The sequence below is a fragment of the Pseudoalteromonas sp. 20-92 genome (assembly GCF_030847595.1).
Lineage (GTDB): Bacteria > Pseudomonadota > Gammaproteobacteria > Enterobacterales > Alteromonadaceae > Pseudoalteromonas > Pseudoalteromonas fuliginea.
In genome coordinates, this window is sequence record NZ_JANJGQ010000004.1 from 140125 (window position 1) to 163311 (window position 23187).

The window sequence follows — 23187 nt, forward strand, 5'->3', positions numbered from 1 at the left end:
CTTGGCGCTTTTATATTTTTCATTTAGCATTTAGTAATTACTGTCTTTTCCATCTAAACCATCTATCGTTACACCTTGTAAAAAACCAGCTCCTTGTTGTTCATTATTACGTAGTTTAATCATCAAACGTAAATCATTCGGCGAGTCAGCATGGTGCAGCGCATCAGCATAGTTAATTGATTGTTGTTTATAAAGTTCAAATAATGCTTGATCAAAAGTTTGCATGCCCATTTCTTTCGATTTTGCCATCGCCTCTTTAATACCACCAATATCACCATTTTTAATGAGCTCTGCAATCATCGGCGAGTTAAGTAGTATTTCGATTGCTGCAACACGACCTTCACCATCAGAAGTAGGTAATAACTGTTGAGCAATAATAGCGCGCAAATTTAGCGCTAAATCGTATTTAAGCTTATCGTGCTTTTCTTTAGGTACTAAATGCATTATTCGATCAATAGCTTGGTTAGCATTATTAGCGTGTAGTGTAGCAACACATAAATGACCTGTTTCAGCAAAGCTAAGTGCATATTCCATGGTTTCTTGTGAGCGTATTTCACCAATCAAAATTACATCGGGTGCTTGGCGCAATGAGCTTTTGAGTGCTGATTCAAAACTTTCTGTATCAAGCCCTACTTCGCGCTGAGTAATAATACTTTTACGATGTTCGTGAACAAACTCAATAGGATCTTCAATTGTTAAAATGTGACCACGTTGATGACGATTTCTATAACCAATAAGCGCCGCTAAAGACGTTGATTTACCAGTCCCTGTACCACCCACAAATAACACAAGCCCACGCTTAGACATAATTACATCCGTGAGCGTAGAAGGCAGACCTAACTCTTCTACATCAGGTATTTGCGTAACTATTCGACGAATAACCATACCGGCTCTATCACGCTGCCAAAAGGCAGAAATACGAAAACGCCCTTCATCAGTTGCAATCGCAAAGTTGCATTCTTTAGTTGCGTGATACTCCGCTTTTTGCTTTTCGCTCATAGCAGACTCAACAAGCTCGAGCGCTTCTTCATCAGTTAACTTTTCATCACCTAAGTGGATAAGTTCGCCATTTATTTTAGCGCTTACAGGTAACCTACTTGATACAAATAAATCAGATCCTTTTTTCTCAATCATTAACAGTAAAAAATGATTTAAAGATAACGTCATAATAGTTCCTTAACCGCCAAATTGTGTTTTGTCTTGTGCTTTTTCTTTAGCTGCAACGTTACTAACAATACCGTGATTAACTAAGTTTGTTAAACACTGATCCATTGTTTGCATACCCACGGATGCGCCAGTTTGGATAGATGAATACATTTGCGCTACTTTATCTTCACGAATTAAGTTACGAATAGCAGGCACTGCAATCATAATTTCATGTGCAGCAACTCGCCCACCACCCACTTTTTTAAGTAATGTTTGTGAAATTACTGCGCGTAATGATTCAGACAACATTGAACGGATCATTGCTTTTTCTTCACCAGGAAATACATCGATAATACGGTCAATCGTTTTTGGTGCTGAAGTGGTATGTAGCGTACCAAATACCAAGTGCCCGGTTTCGGCTGCGGTCATTGCAAGACGAATTGTTTCTAAATCACGTAGCTCACCGACTAATATCACATCAGGGTCTTCACGCAGAGCACTACGTAGCGCATTTGAGAAACTATGTGTATCGCGATGCACTTCTCGCTGGTTAATTAGACTTAATTTATTATCGTGAACAAATTCAATTGGATCTTCAATTGTTAAAATATGATGATGTTTATTTTGATTTATATAATCAACCATCGCGGCAAGTGTCGTTGATTTACCCGAGCCCGTAGGCCCTGTAACCAGAACTAGTCCTCGTGGAGTATCAGATATCTTTTTAAAAATTTCTGGCGCACCTAAATCATCAAGCGTTAACACTTCACTTGGTATGGTACGAAACACTGCTGCTGGTCCGCGATTAGAATTAAACGCATTCACACGAAAGCGTGCTAAATTAGGTACTTCAAACGAAAAATCCACTTCGAGGTTTTGTTCGTAGTCCTTGCGTTGATTATCGTTCATAATATCGTAAACCAGACTGTTTACGTCTTTATCTTCTAATGCAGGTATATTAATGCGACGAACATCACCGTCTACGCGTATCATAGGTGAAACACCCGACGATAGGTGTAAATCGGATGCTTTATGTTGCACACTAAACGCTAATAATTCGGTAATATCCATTTATGACTCCACAACTAACTGATAAATATATGGTTACAATAGCAGAACGACTCACATCCGCCTACGCTAGAATTGCAATGGCTGCAAAAAATGCACAGCGAAATAACAACGAAATAACCTTGCTGGCAGTGTCTAAAACGAAACCAAGCGAAGATATAATTGCAGCTTACAAACACGGCCAGCGCGAATTTGGTGAATCTTATGTTCAAGAGGCTATAGATAAAATAGCTCAACTACAGTCATATAGCGACATCATTTGGCATTTCATTGGCCCTATTCAATCCAATAAAAGTGCCTTAGTGGCTGCCAATTTTGACTGGGTGCAAAGCGTTGATCGCCTAAAGATAGCGAAACGATTAAACTCCCAGCGCCCAGGCGATAAAGCGCCTCTAAATGTACTTATTCAAGTAAATATAAGTAATGAGGAAGCAAAGTCAGGTTGCCACCGCGATGAAATAGATGAACTTGCCGATTATATAAACCAATGTGAGCACCTAACACTTCGAGGTTTAATGGCAATTCCTGCTAAAAGCGACAAACTGGATACACAAATTCAATCTTTTGAGCAATTGCAAACTTGCTTTGATAAACTAAAGACCCAATATCCTCAAGTAGATACTTTGTCGATGGGTATGAGTAACGATGTTGAAGCTGCCATTAGTGCGGGTTCAACCATGGTGAGGATCGGCACAGACATTTTTGGAACACGAACTTAAAAGGTGATAACAGATTTATGTCAAATAAAAAAATCGCATTTATAGGCACAGGTAATATGAGTTACGCCATTATTGGTGGCATGGTAAAAAACGGTTTTAACGCAAGTAATATTATTGCAACTAACCGCAACCAAGAAAAGCTTGCAAAGGTAGCATTTGATTTCAAGGTGCAAACCACCAGTGACAATAACGAAGCCCTGCGCGATGCTGATGTAATTGTTTTGTCTGTTAAACCACAAATGATGGGCGATTTATGTAAATCGTTTCAAGAGTCAGGCATAGACTTTAGCAATAAACTGTTTATTTCTGTTGCTGCGGGCTTAACCGTAAAACGTTTGCGCGAAATGCTAGGTAAAGACGTTAAAATGGTACGTTGCATGCCAAATACACCGTCTTTATTAGGTCGCGGAGTATCAGGTTTATATGGTGCGGGCGAAACACAAAGCGAACACGAATTTGTACAACAAGTTTTTGAATGCACTGGCATTGTGGTATGGGTTGAAGAAGAGTCACAAATAAACGATATTATTGCTGTGACCGGCTCATCACCTGCTTACTTTTTCTTGTTTATGGAAGCCATTGAAGAAAAAGCCAAAGCACTGGGCTTTAACGACGAAGACGCTCGTCGTTTAGTGCAACAAACAGCCCTTGGCGCCGCCGAAATGGCACTTAGCCAGCCTGATATTAGTATTTCGCAACTACGTTCAAACGTAACATCTAAAGGCGGTACTACTCACGCAGCTGTTGAGCACTTAAAAGATGAAGGCTTAACTAAAACCGTTGGCGATGCAATGGATGCGTGTATTGCGCGTGCAGAGCAAATGGAAAAAGAACTTTAAAACTACTTTTTTATTGAAGGTTACACTATGAATGCCATGCAATTTTTAATCAGTACCTTGTTTGATTTGTTTTTAATGGTGGTATTACTGCGCTTTTGGCTGCAGTGGGCAAAAGCCGACTTTTACAACCCAATGAGCCAGTTTGTGGTTAAAGCCACTTCGTTTGCAGTAAAACCACTGCGTAAAATCATTCCTGGATTTGGTGGGCTTGATTTAGCTTCTCTGTTGCTGGCATTTATAGTCGCTGTAGCCAAAATAAGTACTTTAATGCTTGTTATATATAATGCGTGGGCAATACAGCCTGTACTTATTCAAGCACTTATAACGGTACTAAAAGAAGGCCTTAATTTAGTATTTTGGGTACTTATTATTCGCGCTATTTTAAGTTGGGTTAGCCAAGGTTATAACCCTATAGAAGCGGTTTTCCATCAGCTTACTGAACCAATGCTAAAACCAATTCGTAAAATATTGCCATCAATGGGTGGCTTAGATTTATCAGTTTTAGTACTTATTATTGGTATTCAGTTTTTGCAAATGCTGCTTATGGATTTTTTAGTCTAATATGGATTTTTTAATTAGAGGCCCAAAGGCCTCTTTTTTATATGTTTTGAGGAATACATAATGAACCGTTTAATTAAGTTTTGTTTTATTGCTTGTTTAGCATTTGCATTTAACGCGCAAAGCGAAGAAATGCAAGGCGCACAATACAAAGAGCTTGGCCCATGGCAAGTGCATTACATTGCTTTTCCTTCTACTTTTATTCAGCCAAAAATAGCAAAAGCGTATGGCCTTGAGCGAAGCGGATACAAAGGCATTGTGAATATTTCTGTTTTAAAAAATGATGCCGAAAATACAGCCCAAACAGCAAAGCTTACTGGCACAGCTAGAAACCTACTTGGCAACAAACAAACGCTTACTTTTAAAGAAGTAAAAGAAGGTGATTCAATTTATTACCTTGCCCAAGTTGATTACACCAACGAAGAGATTTTACGCTTTGAGATTGAAATACAGCAAAGTAATCAATTTCAAAAATTACAGTTTCAGCAAAAATTTTACGTAGATTAATAACATGACCAAAACTTTAGTACTTGCTACAGGTAACCTTGGCAAAGTAAAAGAGCTAGCTAACATGCTAAGCTCTCTGAATATTAATGTAGTTCCACAGAGCGACTTTAACGTAGGTGAAGTTGCCGAAACCGGTACTACCTTTGTTGAAAATGCTATTATTAAAGCGCGCCATGCCGCTAAAATTACCGGCATGCCAGCTATTGCCGATGACTCCGGTTTAGAAGTTGATGGCTTAAATGGTGCGCCCGGTGTGTATTCTGCTCGCTTTGCAGGCACAGGTGCCAGCGATCAAGATAACATTGATAAGTTACTCGTTGATTTAGGTAATAATCCTATCCGAAGTGCACGTTTTTGGTGTGTACTGGTGTTAATGCGCCACGCAGACGACCCGACTCCGCTTATTTGTAGTGCTAGTTGGGAGGGCGAAATTACGCTCACTCAAAATGGCAACGGTGGATTTGGTTACGATCCAGTGTTTTTTGTAGCAGAACAAAATTGCACCAGTGCTGAGCTTACAAAAGAGCAAAAAAATGCAGTGAGTCATCGCGGGCAAGCGCTGCAAAAATTATTACTAGAACTACAGCAAAAAGGCGGCCTGTGAACCTTCCACCACTGAGCTTATATGTGCATGTGCCTTGGTGCGTGCAAAAATGCCCGTACTGCGATTTTAATAGCCACGGACAAAAAGGTGAAATACCTGAAGCTGAATATGTTCAACACTTAATTGATGACTTAAAAGCTGATTTGCACTTAGTACAAGGGCGTAAAATTCACAGTATTTTTATTGGTGGCGGCACGCCAAGCTTATTAACTGGTGCAGCTTATACCCGATTATTAAATGAAGTCGACAACCTAATTGGGCTTGAAGAACACTGCGAAATTACCCTTGAAGCCAACCCTGGTACAGTAGAAACAGGTCGCTTTAAAGATTACGTAAAAGCAGGCATTAACCGTATTTCTATTGGTGTACAAAGCATGCAAAACGACAAGTTAAAAACACTTGGTCGGATTCATGGCAGCGACGAGGCTAATTATGCTGCGCAGCAGGCTAAAGAAGCCGGTTTAAATAGCTTTAACCTTGATTTAATGCACGGCTTACCAGGGCAAACACTTGACGATGCACTGAGTGATTTAAAGCAAATTATAGCGCTCGATCCACCACATATATCTTGGTATCAACTAACTATTGAACCCAATACGCAGTTTGCTTCAAAACCCCCTACCTTGCCACAAGACGAAACACTGTGGGACATTCAAGAACAAGGAGTAGAATTACTCAAGCAAGCCGGTTACGTACAATACGAAATATCGGGTTATGCAAAACCGGGCTATCAATGCCAACATAACTTGAATTATTGGCGTTTTGGCGATTATCTTGGTATTGGCTGCGGCGCACATGGTAAGGTTACTGATGAAAATACAGGGCTTATAACGCGCACCGAAAAGGTTAAGCACCCGCGCGGTTATATGGATTTAATTAAACCATATATGTACAAAAGCTGGCATGTAGAGCAAGATGATTTAGCATTTGAATTTTTTATGAATCGCTTTCGCCTTGTTGAGCCTTGCCCAATTAATGATTTTAATAAACTAACAACATTGCCACTGCAAAGTCAACAAAGCGCACTAAACCAAGCACTTAATAAAGGTTTATTGACTCAAACAGACAGTCATTGGCAGGTAACCTTAAAAGGTCATCGCTTTTTAAATGACCTACTAGAATTGTTCGTGTAGCGCTAAGGCACTACACGACAATATAAAGCGAATAAATATAAAACACCCTAATGGGTTTCTAACAACAAAAGGGAAAACAATGCGTAAACTTACTTTTATTGCAGCGGCTGTAAGCGTTGCACTGCTTGCTGGTTGCCAGCAAACAACACAACAATCAACTCCAGCCTCTGTTGCACAAGCAGTTCAATCACAACAAAGTGAAATCGACAAAGCGAATGCATTTTTTGAAGATACATTTAATCGCGATGTAATGAGCAGTCCTGTATATCAAACATATATGGGTATTAAGCAAGATTACGATAAGTGGGACGATGGCAGCGAAGAAAGAAAGCTTAAAGATTTAGCACAAACAAAAGCTGACCTAGTTGCATTAAAAGCAATTAATCGTGATTTATTAGATGATGCAACAAAAGTAAGTTACGACTTAAAAAAACAAGATCTTGAAAGTTCAATTGCCGACTTTAAATGGCGTTACCATAATTACCCTGTGAACCAAATGTTTGGTACGCATTCTATGATCCCTGCGTTTTTAATTAATCAGCACTCAATTAGTAATGCAAAAGAAGCTAAAGACTACATTTCACGTTTAAATGGTGTTACTGAGGTTATTGATCAGCTTATTACTGATTTAAATGTACGTGCAGAAAAAGGCATTATCGCTCCTAAATTTGTGTTCCCGCATGTTATTGATTCAAGTAAAAACATTATTCACGGTGCCCCATTCGAAAAAGGCGATGATTCTACATTGCTTGCTGATTTTAAACGTAAAGTAGCAGTGCTTGAAATTAGCCAAAACGAGAAAGACTCGTTAATCAGCGATGCATCAGATGCATTAAAATCGGCTGTTAAACCATCTTACTCTAAGCTAATTAACTACCTAGCACAGTTAGAAAAACGTGCAGATAACCGTGATGGCGCATGGAAATTACCTGATGGCGAAGCGTTTTATAACAACGCACTTAAGCGCACTACAACTACAGATTTAACGGCTAAAGAAATTCATGCAATTGGCCAGTCTGAAGTAACACGTATTCATGATGAAATGCGTGAAATTAAAGATAAAGTTGGCTTTAAAGGCGACTTAAAAGCCTTTATGCAGTTTATGAAAACTGACAAACAATTTTACTACCCTAATGATGCACAAGGTAAACAACGCTACCTTGATGAAGCAACAGGGCTTATCGATACAATGAAAACACGTTTAGATGAGCTATTCATTGTTAAACCAAAAGCTGATTTAAAAGTAAAAGCAGTTGAAGCATTCCGTGAAAAAGCAGCGGGCAAAGCATTTTACCAACAGCCTGCTCCTGATGGCTCACGCCCAGGTATTTACTACGCGAATCTTTACGATATGGAAGCTATGCCAACGTATCAAATGGAAGCGCTGGCATACCACGAAGGTATTCCGGGTCACCACATGCAAATAGCTATTTCGCAAGAACTAGAAGGCGTGCCTAAGTTTCGTAAATTTGGTGGCTACACTGCGTATATTGAAGGTTGGGGTTTATACTCAGAATTCATTCCTAAAGAAATGGGCATGTACTCAGACCCTTACTCAGATTTTGGTCGCCTTTCAATGGAGCTGTGGCGCGCATGTCGTCTAGTGGTTGATACGGGTATTCATGCAATGAAGTGGACTCGCCAAGAAGGTATTGATTACTACGTAAATAACACGCCTAATGCAACATCTGACGGTGTTAAAATGGTTGAGCGTCACATTGTAATGCCTTCACAAGCAACGGCTTATAAAGTAGGTATGCTTAAGATTTTAGAACTTCGTGAAGACGCTAAAAAGCAACTGGGTGATAAGTTTGATATTCGCCAGTTCCACGACGTTGTCCTTAAAAATGGTCCTGTACCACTTAATGTACTAGAAAACTTTGTTAATGAATGGGTAGCAAGCAAAAAAGCTTAAAACCAATTTAAACAATTGCTTTAAAGATGAAAGGTCGCATTTGCGACCTTTTTTGTTTTATAGTAGCAAAAAAGACTTTGGAAATAATAATGGATTTAAGCATACAACTACTTAACGCACGTATTTCAAAGCATCAGCTAGATGAGCTTGATAACGACTTTAAACAGTTAAGCCCAGCCCAACAGACATTGCAGCTAAATCATTTATATGAAAGCACTCAGCGTATGAGCATTAAATACGACTTTATGCAAAATGTGGCAACGCGTATTTTAACTACCAATGCACCTCCAGCCGCGTTTATAAACCAATTGACAACAACAGATACGTTAACCTTTTTTACCCCAGCACTTAAAGTTAATAAAGGCTTTTTAGCGCAAGACGTGCGGGGCAATAACGCGCTGCATAATGTATTTAAACACGCCGACGATCAAAAATTACCTTTTAATTATGTGCGCTCTTTAATGCTGTTTGAATCTAACGATGATTTAGTAAAAGCGCTTGCCCAGCCAAACGATCGCGGCCTAACACCCGTAGCTTGTTACATTGCGTATGCGAATAAGCCAAGCACGCCGGTTAAACATGAGTTTTCAGCGTTATTAGCACTCATGGAAATAGAGCAAAAACAAAACCCAATGGCTAAACAGCAACTGGCAAATACACTAAAAGGCGCAGGCCTTAACGAAACTAGCATTTTACTTAGTGCTGCTTACTTGCAGCGTTCAACCGCACAGGTGGCGCATTTAATTAGAGCAATTTAGTCATCTAAATAATATTCAACACTAGTAACAACGCGTATTTTTTTGATTTGTGGAGTGTTTGAATCGCGATTACTGATACTAAATTGCCCTTGGCGAGCTGTTTTTATTTTGCCTAATTTTGAATTAGAGTCTTTAGCAAATTTATTAGCGACTTCACGCGCTTTTTCAGTTGCTTCTTGCACCATCGCAGGTTTTACATCATTGAGGCCTGTAAAAATGTATTCAACTTTTGTTTCGTAACTATCCTGCACTATTGCGATATTTTGTTTAGCAAGCTGGTTTACTTTACTCAGGGCGTTTTGTACTTTATCTGGTGCATTTGAATAAACAATAATATTTGAGCGTATTATGTATCTAAACTTTTGATTTTCATTACTGTATTCACGTGATTGTTTATCAATAACTGACTGGCTGCCTATAGTTATTTCATCGTCGTCAAAACCATGGAGTTTTAAAAAAGCAGTTACCGCATCATTTTTTTTCTCAACTCGGCTGACTAATTCTTCAAGATCATTGTCGGCATCACTAAATTGCAGAGGCCAAATTACCGTATCGGCGATTACTTCTCGCTCGGCCAATCCCTTAACCTGCACAGTACGTTCCATCCCTTTCACACCCAGAGCGGTACTTTTTAAAATAAACCCTAAGCTAATTAGGCCTATACTTAAACAGATAGCCGCTATAACAATGTAAAAACCGGGGGTTTTATTCACAATAATCTCCTTGATTGATATCAATAATAAGCATCGATACGCTCGAAATAACACAGTAAACAGGGTACATTGAGACTATAAATAACGCAAAATTTAATCAGCCTAGGAAAAACCATGAGCCTTAAGCGTATAACCCAATTTTTTAACCCAAGCTCAGTGGCCGTTATTGGCGCCTCTAACGTATCAACTCGGGCTGGTTTTGTGGTTATGCGCAACTTACTTCAAGGCGGTTTTAAAGGGCCGATAATGCCCGTTACTCCAAGCCATAGCGCAGTACATGGCGTACTTGCTTACCCCTCTATTGCTGACTTACCAAAAGTACCCGACCTTGCTGTTATTTGTACTAACAAAAACACCTTAATTGATATTATTGAGCAGCTTGGAGAGCTTGGCTGTAAAACGGCTATTGTTATTGCCGATGGGCTATCTGGGGAACAAAAAAGCGCGCTTAAAGCATGCGCTCAAGCCAAACAAGTTACTTTGCTTGGACCCAATTGCTTAGGCTTGCTGATCCCTCATATTGGTTTAAATGCGAGCTTTTCACATACCGTGGCAAGCCCAGGTAAAATTGCATTTGTATCGCAATCAGCAGCAGTATGCTCAACCATTTTAGATTGGGCTAAAAACAAAGAAATTGGCTTTTCATATTTTGTATCAGTAGGCGATTGCCTTGATATAAACTTTAATGAACTACTCGACTTTTTAGGTCGTGATGCTAAAACCAAAGCTATTTTACTCTACATAGATAACATTGAAGATATTCGTGGCTTTATATCAGCAGCAAGGGCCGCCGCCTTTAGTAAGCCTGTAATTGCGATTAAAACAGGTAAAACAACTGCAGGCGCACTTGCAGCCGAAATTCACACCGGCGCAAAGCAAAGCTCTGATGCTGTTTACGATGCGTTATTCCAACGAGCGGGTATGCTGCGTGTAAATGATTTACGAGAGCTATTTGCAGCGACACAAACACTCGCCATGCATCCAAAATTATTAAAAGTAGAACAACTGACAATTTTAACTAATGGTGGTGGCCCAGGTGTTATGGCCGTTGATGAACTTATTCAAAGTTCCGGTAAATTAGCAGAACTAAGCATTGAAACCCGAAATGCGCTAAATAAAGTCATTCCGCAATCAGAAACCACCTCAAACCCTGTGGATATTTTTGGCGACTCTGCACCTGCGCGTTATAAGCAAGCATTAGAAATTTTACTGCACGCAAAAGAAGTTAAAAACTTACTGATTATCCATACTCCCTCAGCGCTTGCGCCCAGCGAAGACTACGCCAACATTATTGTAGAAACCTTACAAACATTACCCAAAATGGCGCGCCCTTACGTTATAACTAACTTTATGGGTGAAGACGCATCTTACGCCGCCAGAAAAGTGTGCTCAAACAACGCAATACCCACTTATAGAACACCAGAGGGTTCTGTAGGCGCGTTTATGCACTTGGTAACGTATCGCCGTAACCAAAAGCATTTAACGCAAACACCTGAGTCGAACACTGATGACGCTAAAATAAATAAAGTGGTCGCTAAAGCGCTTATTAATGAGTTTTTAGATGACGAACAAAGCTACTTACCTACTCATCAGGCAAGCCAAATATTAAACCACTATGGTATTAAATGCATTCAAACTGAGGTCGCTTACACCCCAACAGAAGCCAAAGAGCAAGCCATAGAGCTTGATTTTCCGGTCGCGTTAAAACTTATTAGCCCTAGTATTGCCTCGAAGTCTGAAGTCGGTGGTGTGGTGCTTAACTTAAACGACGCCAACGAGGTTGAACAAACTGCTTTTGCGATGCTTATCCGTATTAAAAACACGTATCCGGATGCTGTTATTGAGGGGTTTTCATTACAAAAAATGGCGCCGCGAGCAGGGGCAAATGAACTGCGAATTGCGATTAAAACCGAGCCCAATTTTGGCCCAGTTATATTATTAGGTGAAGCAGGAACCGGCCTTGAATATGCACAAGCCGCCGTTGCACTGCCTCCACTAAATATGAACTTGGCAAAGTATTTAATTGCTGCAGCGCACGACAAAGGCGTATTAAAGGAGCGCATACTCCCCGAAAAAGTTGATAAGTATCGTTTGTGCGCACTGCTAACGCGTATTTCTCAGTTAGTTATTGATCAACCTGACATTAGCTCAATGGAACTAAATCCTATTCTTGCCAGTAATGGGCAGTTTTTAGTGCTCGATGCCACTATGACACTTAATCGCTATCAAGCTCAGAGCAATCGTAAGCGGTTATCTATTCGTCCCTACCCTATTGAGCTTGTTGAAGTGGTAACACTTAAGAATAACACCCAAGCTACGCTCAGACCGATAAAACCAGAAGATGAACAAGCTCATAAAGTATTTGACGAGTCACTTAATAAAGAAGACAGATATAAACGCTTTTTTGGCGAGCTTCCACAGTTTAACCACGATCAACTCGCTAAAATGACCCAAATTGATTACGACCGTGAAATGGCGTTTATTGTTTGCCAACGCTTTGAAGGTAAAACCCGCACTTTGGGTGTATCTCGCGTCATTATGGATCCCGATAACCTACATGCTGAATTTGCTATTGTAGTACGCTCAGACTGCCAAGGCTTAGGGCTTGGTCGTATACTAATGAGCGCTGCAATTAATCACTGCAAACGCCAAAGTGTGGAGTCGATTGAAGGCATAACCTTACCTGAGAATACAGGGATGATTGAGCTTGCCCGTAAGCTAGGTTTTAAAATTAGCCGCGACTTTGAAGAGGGCAGTATTAACATGGTACTTAAACTTACATAATGAATAATTCGCAGACTTTAAGACAAAAATTGGCTTGCCTGTTTGAAGGCACAGGCCAGTACCGCCGAGCAGGGCATATTCTTGATATTGCACTCATTAGCTTAATAATGATCAACGTTGTAGCCATTGTTATTGAATCAATCCCAAGTGTGGTAGAGCAGTATTACAACGAATTCTTAGTTTTAGAAATTGTCTCAGTCGCTATTTTTGCTATTGAGTACTTAGCCAGACTTTGGGCTTGCGTAGATAAAACACAATATGCTGCAATAAAAGGATCTAATACCAAACGTCGGCTTAGTTATTTTTTCTCCCCTTTGGCAATTGTTGATTTAATCGCGATTTTGCCGAGCTTAATGATGTTTTTATTTCCTCTCGATTTACGTTTTTTACGTGTGCTTCGACTATTAAGAGTGTTTAAACTCACACGCTACTCACGCGCCATGCAACTACTTTTAAAAGCCTTTAACGATGAAGGTAGTTCATTAATGGCCGCTTTTTTTATTATGGCAGTGGTGCTTATTTTAGCCTCATGCGGAATTTATTTAATTGAGCACGACATACAGCCCGATAAATTTGGCTCTATTCCTGCAGCTATGTGGTGGGCAATGGCCACACTAACGACCGTTGGTTATGGTGATGTAGTACCTATAACGCCATTGGGTAAGTTTTTCGGCGGCGTTATCACACTACTGAGCATGGGTATGGTTGCGATACCAACAGGTTTACTGGCGTCTAGTTTTTCAGAACAAATACGTAAACGCCGCCAGTTTTTTGAAGATGCCGTACATGAACAAATTCAAAATGGTACTCTTAATGATACTCAACAAGAACACCTAGAAGAACTACGCTATAAATTAGGCTTGAGTAAACTAGAAGCTAATAAGGCCATTAAAACGCAGTTAAATGAGCACAATGGCCATTTATTTTGCAGGCACTGCGGTAAAAGGCCTTAAATGAGTGCAATATTATCAATTGAACATATCACTCCAATCGCGATTAATAAGCGGTAGTACTTCGTTATTTGGTACAGGCTTACTAAATAAGTAACCTTGGAAATGGCTACATCCCCTTTCATTTAAAAAGGCGAGCTGATGTGAGCTTTCAACCCCCTCTGCTACACATTCTTTACCTAAACTGTGTGCAAGGGCAAGTATTGATTGAATAATGGCTTCGTCATCAGAGTCAATTCCTATGTCTTGTACAAAGCTCTTATCAATTTTTAGTACGTCGATAGGAAAACGTTTTAGATAAGTCAATGAAGCATAACCAGTACCAAAATCATCCATATAAAGCTTGCAGCCCAAACTTTTAAGCTTCTCCATACTGTGCAATGCTTGTTTTGAATCACGCATAAGTATCGACTCGGTAATTTCAAATACAATCGCGTCTGACGGTATATTGGCATTACTTAGCGCTTTTCTGATCTCTGGCACTAACTCTATAAACTCAAAATCAAGTGCCGATAAATTTATTGATAAATAAAGCTTCGGCGATACCTTACGCCACTCTTTCAAATCCTCTAAAGCACGCGCCAATGTTTGCAGCATTATCTTTGTTATTAAACCAATGCCTTCAGCCGCTAAAGAAAATTCTTGAGTTTGGATAAGATTATTTTCAGGCCAGCGTAATAACACTTCAAACCCTTCTGTAATATAAGTTTTTGCATTAACAATGGGTTGGTAATAATTACAAAATTCATGTTCTTGGTAAGCTTTAGTAAGTTGTGACTCCAGGTGAAGTGTTTTTTGTACATGCTGATTCATTTCTTGTTTATAGAATTGATAGCTACTTTCAAGTGAATCTTTAGCATGGTAAAGCGCAATGTTAGCCGCTTTTAATAATGTAGCGCTTTCTTTTGCATCATCAGGAGATATAGCAACACCAATACTTAAATTAATATTAACGACCTGTCCGCTAACACTAATATTTTGGTTTACGCAATCCATTAGTTTTACGCATATAAGTAAAATCTCTTCTATTTTATGAACATCCTCTACGAGCGCAACAAATTCATCACCACTAAAACGTGCGACACTATCTGATGGGCGTAATGCACATTTTAATCTCTCTGCAACTTTTTTAATTAATTCATCACCCGCTTCGTGCCCTAAGGAATCATTAAAGTACTTAAAGCGCTTAATATTTATGTATAACAGTGCAACTTTACAGCTGTGCTTTTTTGCTTGTTCTAACGCATGCCCAACACGATCGTTAAACAACGTACGGTTTGGTAATCCCGTTAATACATCGTAATTAGCGAGCAAATGAAGTTCATTTTCAGCTGATTTTTGAGCGCTTATATCCGTTAATATAACAACATAACTATTTAATCGTTGCTCGTTATCGGCCACCGCACTTATTTTCACTAATACATAATGAGACTCACCATTTGCAAGCACTACAGTATCTTCGCAAGTGAAATGCTCGCCAACTAATAGTTTTTGTATAATCCGTAAATAGCTAAAACGATTGCTGCGTGAAATTCCTAAATTTAGAGAGCGACTAGAAAGCGACTCAGCAGAGAAGTTAAAGGCTGTTTGAAGTGATTTATTTGAGGCACGGATATTAAAGTTTTTATCGAGTATAAGCACCCAATCACGGGTTTGCTCAAATGCTGCGGTAAACAGCAATGCATGCTCTTCAAATACCATCTCACGGGTCATATTAGTGTAGGTCCCCGCCACTTTTTGCGGGTTTTTTTCGTCCCACTCTACAACTTTGCCAAAATCTTTATACCACCGCCAATAGCCTTTTGCGTGGCGCAGGCGGTAAGTACAGTTAAAGTAACCTTTATCAGTAGATAAAAATTCTAACCATTCTAAGCGAAATAATTGTTTATCTTGCGGGTGAATTTTAGCTAAATAATCATCCAAACTCACTGTTTCATTATCGTAGCCAAGTTCATTTTTTAGCCGAGGCTGATAAATGGAGGGGTTACTTGACTGCCAATCCCATACCCCAGATTCACTGCCTTCTAACGCTATTTTTAAGCGGGCTTCACTTTCTTTGCTCTCTTTATTTGCTGCTAATAGAATCCGTTGAATTTTATTGCGTCGCATCACCCACATTGTTACAAATGCAACGAGAAACATTGCATATAGCACCATAAAATAAGGCGCTCGCCAAAGCGGGTATTTTACTCTTATTTTTAAAGTTGCAGGTGCTGTGTATTTGCCTGTAAGTGGATCTTTCGCCCACACTTTTAATTGGTAGTTACCCGGATTAAGTTTAGGGAATAAAACGCGATTATTATTGCGAGTATACGTTTTCTGGCCATTGCCTAATTGATACTCATAAATAATACGCTCTTGATTACTAAATGCCATAGCAGAAAAAGCAACTTCAAGTCCTATGTCATCATGGTTCAGAATAACTTCATTTAGTGGCTGCTTTAAATCAAACGATAAATCACGCGACATCAAATTGACTCGTGTAATATTGACATTATCAATTAGCACCTGAGTATTTTTATTTTCCATTGGCTGGAAATAGGTGAGACCTTTTAAGCCACCATATGCAATTCGGCCATCTTTTAGGCGTGCCATTGCGTTGCTATTAAATTCAGCCGAAAGCAGCCCTTCAGATACAGTAAACTGTTGAAAATGTAATGTTTTTGGGTTTAACCGCCAGATACCTTTGTGGCTACTCATCCAAATCATGCCGTCATCATCTAGCACCATGTCATAGAGTAAAGTGCCCAATTTATTTTTTTCCAAATCAATTGTATGTACTAGCTGATAAGTTAAAGCATCAAGTCCTATTAGGCCAAAATTAGACAATGATATCCATAAAATATTGTTGTTATCTATAACATACGACAACACACTAATAGCAACATTTTCATGCTGTTTGGGTACTTTATAAATCATTTTCAATGCAAAATTTTCAGGGTTTACTTGATATAAAATTCCCGCATTAAAAAACAATGGTGAATCGGGTTTACTAGAAAGTGGTGGTAAAAAACCATGGGCTAGGAAAGGTTGAAATTGTGCAAATTCACCACCTAAACGAGTCACTATTTGCGTATCAATGTTATAAATAAACACGCCATGATCTGAGTGCACATAATATAAATCGCCATTTGGCATAAGTGTAACACCATGCACCCAGCCTTTTATTTTATTTTGGTTAGCAGGATTTTTTGTTATTGGTTTACTAACATCATGTGTAATTGGATCAAAAACAAACAGCCCTCGGTTACTGTAAAGCCACAATTTATTTTTATAGGGCATTATTTCATAAACAGTAAATTCGGTTGTTAGTAAATCTACTTTATAGTCTTTTAAATAGACCTTTCCTGTATTGGCTTTTAAATCGACCTCGGTTATGCCATTGTGCGTGGCTAACCATAACTTATCATTGTATTCGGTAATGCCCCACACCGAATGATGCGACAATCCATCACCACCTAATAAACTGCCATCAACATTGCTAAAATTATAATTATCGTTTGATAAATAAAATGCGCCATCTGTTTTGGTCGCCACCCATGTGCCGCCTGATTTATCTTTTACCATATCAATAATACTAGTATCAGCAAGCGTATATTTACTTTGCGTTATACGCGTATTTTTAATCAATTCACCACTGGTTAAGTCAAACTTAAACAATCCTTTATCTGTAGCTAAATCTACTTTTCCATGAGCGTTAACAATTTGCCAAATATTTAAATCTGCTAACAAAGCCTTATTTTTAAATGGTAGGTCGGGGCGCTCAAACATCTTCGATAAATTAGTGATATCTACTTGATACAACCCCTTTACAGTACCAACGAGAAGTTGATTACTTTCGCCTAAGGCGAACGCTTTCACATTATTTTGGTAAATATGTTCAGGCTCACCCTTTAAATGCTGTAGTGGACGTATTTGTTCCGTCGCGATATCAAATATATAAGCACCGTGGCTAGTGCCAATAAAAATATAGCCATTGTAGTGAAAAAGCTCCCTAACTAAAGTGTTCTTATATTCATGTGAAAGCTCAAAAATAGAAGTTACTATGCCACTTTCAATGTCTAACTTTGCAAAGTCTCTACCTCGCCCAATCCACAGTGTTTTTTCATCAATCGCCAGCATGCTAAAAGCAGATTTGTTAATAATTTGTTCTTCGCTGGTGGGTTTTTCTAGAAACTGTTTGTATGAGTTAGTTGCAGGGTCGTACCTAAACAAGCCAGCAAGCAATGATGCAATCCAAATATGGTCCTGAGGGTCTTGGTAAATGCGGTCAATAATAGCATCTTCTAATTCACCATTAGGGCCATTAATAGGAATAATCTGATAACCATCATAACGATTCAATCCCGCTTCTGTCGAAAGCCATAAGTAACCGCTATTATCAATAAGCATAGTGTTAACGTAGCTCTGTGACAAACCTTCGTTTGGAGATAAACGCTTCACTTGTGCGCCTACTTGAGAGCTTAAAATAGCAGTAAAAGCTATTAAACTACATATGATCCAGTTAACACATCTGCTCATGCTTATTCCATATTATTTGATGCTATGGGTATTTTAAGGCGACTACATTGCGGTGTTTGTAAGTATCGAAAAGTACTTGTAAAGCAAGAGTATATGTTAACACTTGGTTAAAACCAATAGTGTGGTATAAATCAACTAGTGTTTTGTAGGCAAAGGTATAAACAACTTTATTTTGCTTCTCTAAGAGTGTTGTTATTAATAGCTTTGCTAAACCTTTAGATCTATGCTGAGGAGCGACAAAAACGGTCGACAAAAATAAAAACTCGGCTTTATGTTGTAAGCGGCACGCAGCAACAATATCTGTTTTATTATAAACAACCCAAAGTTGATCTTGCTTATTAGCACGCCCCCTTACGCTGTATTGCTTATAAAATTTATTAACAAGTGGACTTTTAACTTGTTCTAATATTTCAACCTTATACATACCTAACTTAGCATCATTGACAAATACTGTTCAAATTGCTGTTTTAAAAACATTTGCTCAGCAATCGGACGGCTATGAATAGTGTTATACACTTGTTCACGCGTTTTTTTATTGCGTTTAATTTGATACGCCCAAAATGACGCTTCATAATCGAGCTGAATTTGGTATTTCTCTTCACGTGGTAACAGACATAAGTTAAAGCTCATAGTATTTCCTAATTCATTCCAATAAATTACCAGCTTAAATAGCGATAATGCTATAAACCAACCAATAAGGTGGCCATATTGCATTATACGCCGCGTATTTTATTTACTTCTGTAGTAATTTAAAATAGCAGCCACAACATTTTAGCATCTTATTATTGTTGATTAATTTATTTTTTTCCCGTCGTATTTTAATACCAATCTGCTTATGTATGGGGTCTATTTAACGTTAAGAAAATTACGCTAGAACTAGGCAAAAGTTTTTGTATCTAGTTGTTCTAAATAAAAAATTTTTAACGACGTTATAGTGCAATTTAATTCGTTAAATTGATCAAAGATTTATGCAGGTTGGTATAACAACCGTTTTGTGTGTTCCAAGAACACAATTGGCACATAGAAAAGCAAGCTTTAGATGGAATTAGTTATGAGGTATCGATTATAGATTAATAGTCGTAACAGTAGCTTTGTGGCCGTAAATAGTACTTTAGTAACTGGCTAATTAATCGAAGCTTTGGATAATAAATCTATCCCAAGCAGCTATTTTCAGCGCTAAATTGTTCGAATTCTATGCAGCACTAGCATTATATGTGCCAAAGGGCAGATAAGAATTAAAAATCAAATCCTTGCTGTTCGGTTTTACTATTTAACGCTGAATTTTTTTGATCTTTTTGCAGGTAACGCTTGTAGCGTTGTTGACATAAACTAAGCACTTTCTTTTTTTGGGCATTACTTAGTGAGTTCCAAGTAAAACGCTCATCGCGACTGCGGTAGCATCCCTTGCAATACCCTCTATTATTCACTAGACAAATACCTTTGCAAGGGCTTGGAATATCAAATATTTCAATTTGTTGCATTGTATTAATACCACTTAAGAAGGTCAGACTTTTAGTATAGCGTTTTTTTTAAGCAAAAAAAAAGTGACAAATAAACAGTCACTTTTCAAAGGTTATTAAACTCACCTGTGACCTTTGAGCATAAAGGTTCTATTTAGACGCAATTGAATCACGGCGCGAGGTCTGCAATCTCGTGGGCAAAGTAAATACAGAGCAACAAAGAGTAAGTCGCCCAAGAGCGAACTCAAAGGGCAGCGTATGTTTAATCTAGAAAGGTAAGCAGACCCCGCTTAGTGCTCACAACTTTTAATATTAATCTCACTCTTACGATGAAAAGGCTTAGCGTACATTGCAAGTACAAGCGGTTTAAGCTCTTCAGGTACATTAGCCATTCGCTGTTCGAAGGTGGCTGTATCTGGTGAGTCAATTACTGCTTTTTTACAGCCACCAGCAATATAATTTCCGGGGTGTAAATAAAATGAATCCACTATTTGCTGATCAATCGTTTTTGCCAACGCTTCTGCGCTATCACAATTGGATTCAATAGGCCGTCCAAACGCTAAATGAACATGTCCCTTGGCGGTACTAAAGCCTTCGACGATACTGGCAATATCTTCACCAGCAGACTTAATATATTCACCGTGGAGTTGCTTATGATATAACTCTTTAGCTTTAGAAATAGCACACGGCTCGTATTGATAAGATATAGAAACAGGGACTATTTTTAACTCTTTTATATAATCACCAAATTCTTTTTTTTGCTTGCGCCCATTAAGTTGCAGCATTTTTAGAAGCGCAGGATCCGTTTGATCAAATCCATCTTTCGCACGCCCCTCTTTTTGTGCAATCCAAATAGAGTTTCCACCGATTAAAGAGTCATAGATATATGACGATAACTGGGTTAATGCTTTTAACATTTCTTTTGGTGCTTTAGCAGAGCGCTTGACAATGAAACTTTTATTTAAACGCATAAGCTCAGTAATGTAAGGTATTTGCAATAAATTATCGCCAATAGCAATACGCACTGTTTTCATTTTATGCTGATATAAACCCCAATTAACTAATGCAGGGTCAAGCACTATGTCTCTGTGGTTTGAAATAAATAAATAGGCCTGATTAGCGTCTAACTGATCTAGCCCAGAAAAGGTAACTTTTGATGTGGTGCGCTTCACTAGTTTATCTAAGTATTGCGCCACTTCATTTTGCACATCTTCAACGGTGCTTACTTTGCCCCATTTTTTGCGTAACTGACTTCTTACCATTGGACGTGCAATAAAAGGCACTGCCGATAAAAAGCGCGGTAAATTATACTTTGCTATTACATCAATAAACGCATCGTCGTTAATCAAACGCGTAAGCGACGCCGCAACTTCGTCGTCGTTGTATGGGCGTATATCTGCGTATTTGTCTTCTAATTCACTCATTACTACATCTATAATGTTAAAAAACGGCACGCCAAAGCGCACCGTTTATGTCTATGTTCGATTATAACTCAGCCAATCTAAAATGCGAAATAACCAATAAACGGCTTTTATTACTTAAGTGGATCATGCTCTTTACTTTACATAAAGTTCGACCATGAAACCTGGTATTAGTGCAACAAATTTAGCTAACCAATCCAGTAAAATACCATATTCTTAGACTGTTAGTGGGCTGACCACTACTACATAGCCCTCTAATCATTTGGTAGTAATACCATTAACAAAGCCTTTCTTTCGTAGTACCTTAAGCCCATATTTTAGATTTTTGATGGATCGTAAGCCTCTTTTTTACGATTTTAACTCTTTCAGATCCACTTATTTTAGGGCTCATAATGAACATTACTATTCTTGATAACGCTACATTAGCTAAAACATCTCTTACTTGTATTGAACAACTTGGTAAATTAACGACTTATGAACTTACTAGCCCAGAGCAAGTTATTGAACATTGCCAAGATGCTGATGTATTAATCACTAATAAAGCAGTTTTAAATCGCGACACGATTAGTCAACTGACTCAGCTTAAACTAATCTGTGTTAGCGCAACTGGTACTAATAATGTTGATTTAGAAGCCGCTAAAAAATTTGGTATTGCCGTAACTAATGTAGCTGGCTATTCAACCCCTTCAGTTGTTCAACATACGTTTTCTTTAATTACTAACTTACTGGGTAACACACACCGCTATCAGGCGGATTGCCAGCAAGGCGCGTGGCAAAAAAGTGACATGTTTTGCATACTCGATTACAGCTTTAACGACCTACAAGGTAAAACATTTGCCATTATAGGCGGTGGTACGTTAGGCAAGGGTGTTGCGAAAGTGGCTGAGGCATTTGGCGCTAATGTTATTGTAGCAGAGCGTAAAGGGGTTAAATGTCGAGATGGTCGTACGCCTTTTGAAGACGCCGTTAAAACAGCAGATATAATCAGCGTACACTGCCCGCTAACAGATGAAACACGTGATTTAATTTCGCTTAATGAGCTTAAAATGATGAAGCCAAGTAGCATTATTATTAATACCGCACGTGGTGGCATTATTAACGAAGCCGACCTAGCTAAAGCACTTGAGCAAAACCTAATTGCAGGCGCAGGTGTTGATGTACTAACTAAAGAGCCTGCCGAGCTTTCAAATCCACTTGCTAATTACAAAGGCAATAATTTATTACTCACTCCACACATTGCATGGGCAAGTACTGAATCTATCGTACGCTTAATTAATGAAGTAAGTTTAAATATTACTGCATTTAATAATGGTGAATCACGTAACCGCTTGGTGTAGTGATTTTATTGTAGTAATCAAAAAAACTAAAAAATGGCTGTTTTTACTAACACATTTAATATTTTGCTAGATAAAAACAGCCAAGACAACTTAAGGCAATGATTAATAACAACTTATAATTATGGTATACCCTTTGCTTTAATACAGCTAATAACAAATTAAAAACTTTATTAAGGTAAATAAAAATGAAAAAATCACTTTTAGCTGCAGCTTTAATCGCTCCATTTTTAACAGGCTGTGTTATTGCAGTGTCAGATGGCGAAACAGAAACACATTGGGCTGGTAAAAATTCATCTAGTTGGGAAACTAAGAATAAAAATAATCGTGAAGCCATTTCAGAGCTTGCAATGGATAGTAGCTATCAATCCGTGTTAACTAAATTAAAAACACCTGACTTCACTGAATTATTAAAAAAAGGTGATGATGTTTATCAAATACTGTTTTACGTAACGCATAGCCTTCATTCTGACGGAAAAACAACGAAAGATGAATGTACTCCACTGATATTTAAAAATGACAAATTAGTCGGTATGGGCGAGAGTGCTTTGGGAATGATAAATAATTAAAAAAACCGTCACTACATTGTTATTGCCGCCTTTATTGATGGAACTTAGGTTAGGTTATTTGTAGGAGTGTGATACCAATCTGCTTATATATGGGGTCTATTTAACGTTAAGAAAATTACGCTAGGACTAGGCAAAAGTTTTTGTATCTAGGGCGTCTTGTTCTAAATAAAAAATTTTAACGACGTTAT

20 protein-coding genes are annotated in these 23187 nt (G+C 38.5%); 12 read left to right on the plus strand and 8 right to left on the minus strand.

Annotation, left to right across the window (positions count from 1 at the left end; genetic code table 11):
• Positions 1-30: 30 nt before the first annotated feature.
• Together NRL14_RS05930 and NRL14_RS05935 are read right to left on the minus strand one after the other, a co-directional pair.
• Positions 31-1167, minus strand: coding sequence for a PilT/PilU family type 4a pilus ATPase (locus NRL14_RS05930; RefSeq protein ID WP_033040501.1), 1137 nt, complete (start codon positions 1165-1167; stop codon positions 31-33).
• Positions 1168-1176: 9 nt separating this feature from the next.
• Entirely contained in the window at positions 1177-2217 is a 1041-nt protein-coding gene (locus NRL14_RS05935; RefSeq protein ID WP_008136622.1) for a type IV pilus twitching motility protein PilT, read from the minus strand.
• A 2-nt stretch (positions 2218-2219) separates the two neighbouring features.
• On the opposite strand from NRL14_RS05935, the gene NRL14_RS05940 reads away from it, so the two are divergent.
• From NRL14_RS05940 to NRL14_RS05975, 8 genes are all read left to right on the plus strand, one after another.
• The gene (locus NRL14_RS05940) at positions 2220-2933 is read left to right on the plus strand and encodes a YggS family pyridoxal phosphate-dependent enzyme (protein ID WP_149614638.1); all 714 of its coding nucleotides are present in this window, start codon (positions 2220-2222) and stop codon (positions 2931-2933) included.
• A 17-nt stretch (positions 2934-2950) separates the two neighbouring features.
• Positions 2951-3772, plus strand: coding sequence for a pyrroline-5-carboxylate reductase (gene proC, locus NRL14_RS05945; protein ID WP_306724211.1), 822 nt, complete (start codon positions 2951-2953; stop codon positions 3770-3772).
• Positions 3773-3799: 27 nt separating this feature from the next.
• The gene (locus tag NRL14_RS05950) at positions 3800-4333 is read left to right on the plus strand and encodes a YggT family protein (protein ID WP_002962568.1); all 534 of its coding nucleotides are present in this window, start codon (positions 3800-3802) and stop codon (positions 4331-4333) included.
• Positions 4334-4393: 60 nt separating this feature from the next.
• Positions 4394-4837 (plus strand): DUF4426 domain-containing protein, encoded by a 444-nt coding sequence (locus NRL14_RS05955; protein WP_007376526.1) that lies wholly within the window; start codon positions 4394-4396, stop codon positions 4835-4837.
• A gap of 4 nt (positions 4838-4841) precedes the next feature.
• Positions 4842-5441 carry an RdgB/HAM1 family non-canonical purine NTP pyrophosphatase gene (gene rdgB, locus NRL14_RS05960; RefSeq protein WP_306724212.1) on the plus strand — a complete coding sequence of 200 codons (600 nt, stop codon included), beginning with the start codon at positions 4842-4844 and terminating at the stop codon, positions 5439-5441.
• The gene (gene hemW, locus NRL14_RS05965; protein ID WP_306724213.1) at positions 5438-6574 is read left to right on the plus strand and encodes a radical SAM family heme chaperone HemW; all 1137 of its coding nucleotides are present in this window, start codon (positions 5438-5440) and stop codon (positions 6572-6574) included. The genes rdgB and hemW overlap by 4 nt, the downstream gene beginning before the upstream one ends.
• A gap of 79 nt (positions 6575-6653) precedes the next feature.
• Entirely contained in the window at positions 6654-8489 is a 1836-nt protein-coding gene (locus tag NRL14_RS05970; protein ID WP_306724214.1) for a DUF885 family protein, read from the plus strand.
• Positions 8490-8578: 89 nt separating this feature from the next.
• The gene (locus tag NRL14_RS05975) at positions 8579-9247 is read left to right on the plus strand and encodes a hypothetical protein (protein ID WP_007376530.1); all 669 of its coding nucleotides are present in this window, start codon (positions 8579-8581) and stop codon (positions 9245-9247) included.
• Here NRL14_RS05975 and NRL14_RS05980 read toward each other — a convergent pair.
• A complete protein-coding gene (locus tag NRL14_RS05980) occupies positions 9244-9960 on the minus strand; it encodes an SIMPL domain-containing protein (protein WP_306724215.1) in 717 nt (238 codons plus the stop codon). The genes NRL14_RS05975 and NRL14_RS05980 overlap by 4 nt on opposite strands.
• A gap of 114 nt (positions 9961-10074) precedes the next feature.
• Between NRL14_RS05980 and NRL14_RS05985 the strand changes: the two genes are divergently transcribed.
• Both NRL14_RS05985 and NRL14_RS05990 read left to right on the plus strand, forming a co-directional pair.
• On the plus strand, positions 10075-12744 hold the full coding sequence (locus tag NRL14_RS05985) for a bifunctional acetate--CoA ligase family protein/GNAT family N-acetyltransferase (RefSeq protein ID WP_306724216.1): 2670 nt from the start codon (positions 10075-10077) through the stop codon (positions 12742-12744).
• Complete coding sequence (locus NRL14_RS05990) at positions 12744-13697, plus strand: ion transporter (RefSeq protein WP_033015870.1); 954 nt, start codon at positions 12744-12746, stop codon at positions 13695-13697. Before NRL14_RS05985 ends, NRL14_RS05990 begins: the two co-directional genes overlap by 1 nt.
• A 15-nt stretch (positions 13698-13712) precedes the next feature.
• Here the strand turns inward: NRL14_RS05990 and NRL14_RS05995 are convergent, their stop codons facing one another.
• The 5 genes from NRL14_RS05995 to NRL14_RS06015 all read right to left on the minus strand — a co-directional run bounded on the left by NRL14_RS05995 (position 13713) and on the right by NRL14_RS06015 (position 21099).
• Positions 13713-18215: an EAL domain-containing protein gene (locus NRL14_RS05995; protein ID WP_306724217.1), complete on the minus strand. Its 4503-nt coding sequence runs from the start codon at positions 18213-18215 to the stop codon at positions 13713-13715.
• A gap of 22 nt (positions 18216-18237) precedes the next feature.
• Positions 18238-18639 (minus strand): GNAT family N-acetyltransferase, encoded by a 402-nt coding sequence (locus NRL14_RS06000; RefSeq protein WP_033040517.1) that lies wholly within the window; start codon positions 18637-18639, stop codon positions 18238-18240.
• Between the two features lie 2 nt (positions 18640-18641).
• On the minus strand, positions 18642-18845 hold the full coding sequence (locus tag NRL14_RS06005; RefSeq protein WP_008136617.1) for a DUF3283 family protein: 204 nt from the start codon (positions 18843-18845) through the stop codon (positions 18642-18644).
• 605 nt (positions 18846-19450) lie between these two features.
• Complete coding sequence (locus tag NRL14_RS06010) at positions 19451-19696, minus strand: DUF1289 domain-containing protein (protein WP_033028336.1); 246 nt, start codon at positions 19694-19696, stop codon at positions 19451-19453.
• Between the two features lie 269 nt (positions 19697-19965).
• Positions 19966-21099: a 1-acyl-sn-glycerol-3-phosphate acyltransferase gene (locus NRL14_RS06015; RefSeq protein WP_033040523.1), complete on the minus strand. Its 1134-nt coding sequence runs from the start codon at positions 21097-21099 to the stop codon at positions 19966-19968.
• A gap of 389 nt (positions 21100-21488) precedes the next feature.
• Here NRL14_RS06015 and NRL14_RS06020 point away from each other — a divergent pair, with 389 nt between their 5' ends.
• Both NRL14_RS06020 and NRL14_RS06025 read left to right on the plus strand, forming a co-directional pair.
• Complete coding sequence (locus NRL14_RS06020; protein ID WP_306724218.1) at positions 21489-22433, plus strand: D-2-hydroxyacid dehydrogenase; 945 nt, start codon at positions 21489-21491, stop codon at positions 22431-22433.
• A 185-nt stretch (positions 22434-22618) separates the two neighbouring features.
• On the plus strand, positions 22619-22999 hold the full coding sequence (locus tag NRL14_RS06025) for a DUF3192 domain-containing protein (protein ID WP_007376540.1): 381 nt from the start codon (positions 22619-22621) through the stop codon (positions 22997-22999).
• The last annotated feature ends 188 nt before the right edge of the window (positions 23000-23187 follow it).

Excerpts from the sequence above, each read along its gene's own strand:
- NRL14_RS06000 (WP_033040517.1), bottom strand. The coding sequence starts at position 18,639 with ATGTATAAGGTTGAAATATTAGAACAAGTTAAAAGTCCACTTGTTAAT.
- NRL14_RS06015 (WP_033040523.1), bottom strand. The coding sequence starts at position 21,099 with ATGAGTGAATTAGAAGACAAATACGCAGATATACGCCCATACAACGAC.
- NRL14_RS05935 (WP_008136622.1), bottom strand. The coding sequence starts at position 2,217 with ATGGATATTACCGAATTATTAGCGTTTAGTGTGCAACATAAAGCATCC.
- NRL14_RS06005 (WP_008136617.1), bottom strand. The coding sequence starts at position 18,845 with ATGAGCTTTAACTTATGTCTGTTACCACGTGAAGAGAAATACCAAATT.
- NRL14_RS05975 (WP_007376530.1), top strand. The coding sequence starts at position 8,579 with ATGGATTTAAGCATACAACTACTTAACGCACGTATTTCAAAGCATCAG.
- NRL14_RS05955 (WP_007376526.1), top strand. The coding sequence starts at position 4,394 with ATGAACCGTTTAATTAAGTTTTGTTTTATTGCTTGTTTAGCATTTGCA.
- NRL14_RS05940 (WP_149614638.1), top strand. The coding sequence starts at position 2,220 with ATGACTCCACAACTAACTGATAAATATATGGTTACAATAGCAGAACGA.
- proC (WP_306724211.1), top strand. The coding sequence starts at position 2,951 with ATGTCAAATAAAAAAATCGCATTTATAGGCACAGGTAATATGAGTTAC.
- NRL14_RS05985 (WP_306724216.1), top strand. The coding sequence starts at position 10,075 with ATGAGCCTTAAGCGTATAACCCAATTTTTTAACCCAAGCTCAGTGGCC.
- rdgB (WP_306724212.1), top strand. The coding sequence starts at position 4,842 with ATGACCAAAACTTTAGTACTTGCTACAGGTAACCTTGGCAAAGTAAAA.
- NRL14_RS05950 (WP_002962568.1), top strand. The coding sequence starts at position 3,800 with ATGAATGCCATGCAATTTTTAATCAGTACCTTGTTTGATTTGTTTTTA.
- NRL14_RS06025 (WP_007376540.1), top strand. The coding sequence starts at position 22,619 with ATGAAAAAATCACTTTTAGCTGCAGCTTTAATCGCTCCATTTTTAACA.
- NRL14_RS05995 (WP_306724217.1), bottom strand. The coding sequence starts at position 18,215 with ATGAGCAGATGTGTTAACTGGATCATATGTAGTTTAATAGCTTTTACT.
- NRL14_RS05970 (WP_306724214.1), top strand. The coding sequence starts at position 6,654 with ATGCGTAAACTTACTTTTATTGCAGCGGCTGTAAGCGTTGCACTGCTT.
- NRL14_RS05930 (WP_033040501.1), bottom strand. The coding sequence starts at position 1,167 with ATGACGTTATCTTTAAATCATTTTTTACTGTTAATGATTGAGAAAAAA.
- NRL14_RS06020 (WP_306724218.1), top strand. The coding sequence starts at position 21,489 with ATGAACATTACTATTCTTGATAACGCTACATTAGCTAAAACATCTCTT.
- NRL14_RS05990 (WP_033015870.1), top strand. The coding sequence starts at position 12,744 with ATGAATAATTCGCAGACTTTAAGACAAAAATTGGCTTGCCTGTTTGAA.
- NRL14_RS06010 (WP_033028336.1), bottom strand. The coding sequence starts at position 19,696 with ATGCAACAAATTGAAATATTTGATATTCCAAGCCCTTGCAAAGGTATT.